The 1,641-nt window shown below is 37.6% G+C and carries 1 protein-coding gene; it reads right to left on the bottom strand.

Features of this window, described 5'->3' with window-relative positions; all coding sequences use genetic code 11:
• Window positions 1-197: 197 nt before the first annotated feature.
• The gene (locus ACFQ4A_RS16420) at window positions 198-1,514 is read right to left on the bottom strand and encodes a transposase family protein (RefSeq protein ID WP_382402503.1); all 1,317 of its coding nucleotides are present in this window, start codon (window positions 1,512-1,514) and stop codon (window positions 198-200) included.
• Window positions 1,515-1,641: the final 127 nt, after the last annotated feature.

Raw genomic sequence — 1,641 nt, 5'->3', positions numbered from 1 at the left:
TCAGCGCTGAGGATTAAAATTATTTTCATTTCACTTGTTTCTTGAAATTCATCATATTATAAACCGAATATTCGAAAATTATCATTCTCCTGTTATACGAAAAAAGAGAAGCCGAATTTTCGGGAATTAGTTTTTTGAAAATTTTATACAAATAGGTTTCTTTGCTTGGCACCACATCCTTTGCTATAATGCACTTATCAGGTAAACCTAACCTGAGTAGGTTTTTTCATTTTCGTTATATCCTCGTCTGTTAGGAGTTTCATGCGGATGATCTCTAACAGATTTGAGGATATTTCTTTTGCCGTCTTTTTAACACGCTTAAGTATATTTGAGCCATTTTCCAATAGCTGCATCAAAATATCCGTTATTTGCGTCAAAAGATAATGGTTCTTCATGGCCGTATAGTTATGGCTTGATGCATGTTCGATATGATAGCGGATATGCTTTTGCCTGTTGAAACCTTCATTTTCAATCTTCCAGCGGCTTCTGCCTGCATAGAGAAGCTTTCGACAGTTTTTATCCGTGATTTTGATATCGGTCAAAAACATGAAACGCTTTTGGCCATCTTCCGTTTTGATCGTACCTTCCAATACATGAATGTCCCAATCATTATACGCAATGTGATTAACCCAACGAATCTTGTCCTGCTGCTCTTTCCCATTAGTCTCTTCCATCTTACCCAACGCATGAAACTCTTCACTGATGCTTTTGATGCGGTCTTCCTTAAAGCGTAACAGGAATTTCCAATGGTTGTTATGACAGGTTTTAAATACGTTTTCACATGCATACAGACTATCGGCAATGATGCAGATTGGCAGCCTCTTAAATGTCTGATTTAATCGGAAAGCCAAACGATAAAATGCATTTAATTCACAGTCCTGTTTGGGAACCTCTTCTGACTCATTTTCAATAAACTCGGAATCAACACTGAAAACCATATTGCCAACAACGAGTTTCGCCTCCAGGACATGATGCATGTAAACAGTCTTTACGACATTCCCTTCTTCGTCTTTGTATTCCCGTCTCAAGCAATGATCGCAATGCTTCTGATTAAACGTGAATAACCCGGTCCCATCAATAATGATCGCCCAATACTTGCCGCCAATGCGGGAAGTTTCAAAACATCTCTTTTTCAATAGTTCCCGGATCATATAGGTCCGTATGTTACGCAGTTCATCCGGATCCAAGCGCGAGAGGAAATCATTGATGGTATCATAATGTGGTAATTCCTCCAGCGTCTCGATGTTCAACGCCCTTTTGATGTTAATAATACATTCATCCTTATTCAATTCATTGGTCATCGTACGCATACTTTCCAGATCACATGCGTTTTTCAGGATGATCATGAAGAGAAGGACGTCGCAACTATAGTCAATGTAGCTTTGATGGCGTGGATCGTATACATGATTCATCCTATTTTGTAAATCTTCAAAAAAGTGCTTCTTGAATTTCATGAGCTCGAAAAAATAATTTTCATCTTTTTCCATGGTTCTTTTTACTTTTCTCGTAACCATCTCAAAACCCCCCCCCTAAAATATGCGGTATAATAACATTCCCATTTGTTATATTATACCATAATTTCCATATTTTAGGTTTCATATTTTTAGGATTATCTCGAAAAATTTTTACTCCTCAGTGCTG

The sequence above is a fragment of the Lentibacillus salinarum genome, assembly GCF_042679865.1.
GTDB classification, from domain to species: domain Bacteria; phylum Bacillota; class Bacilli; order Bacillales; family Amphibacillaceae; genus Lentibacillus; species Lentibacillus salinarum.
The sequence above is the reverse complement of the archived record's forward strand: the minus strand, read 5'-3'. Positions and strand labels throughout refer to the sequence as shown.

Excerpts from the sequence above, each read along its gene's own strand:
- ACFQ4A_RS16420 (WP_382402503.1), bottom strand. The coding sequence starts at position 1,514 with ATGGTTACGAGAAAAGTAAAAAGAACCATGGAAAAAGATGAAAATTAT.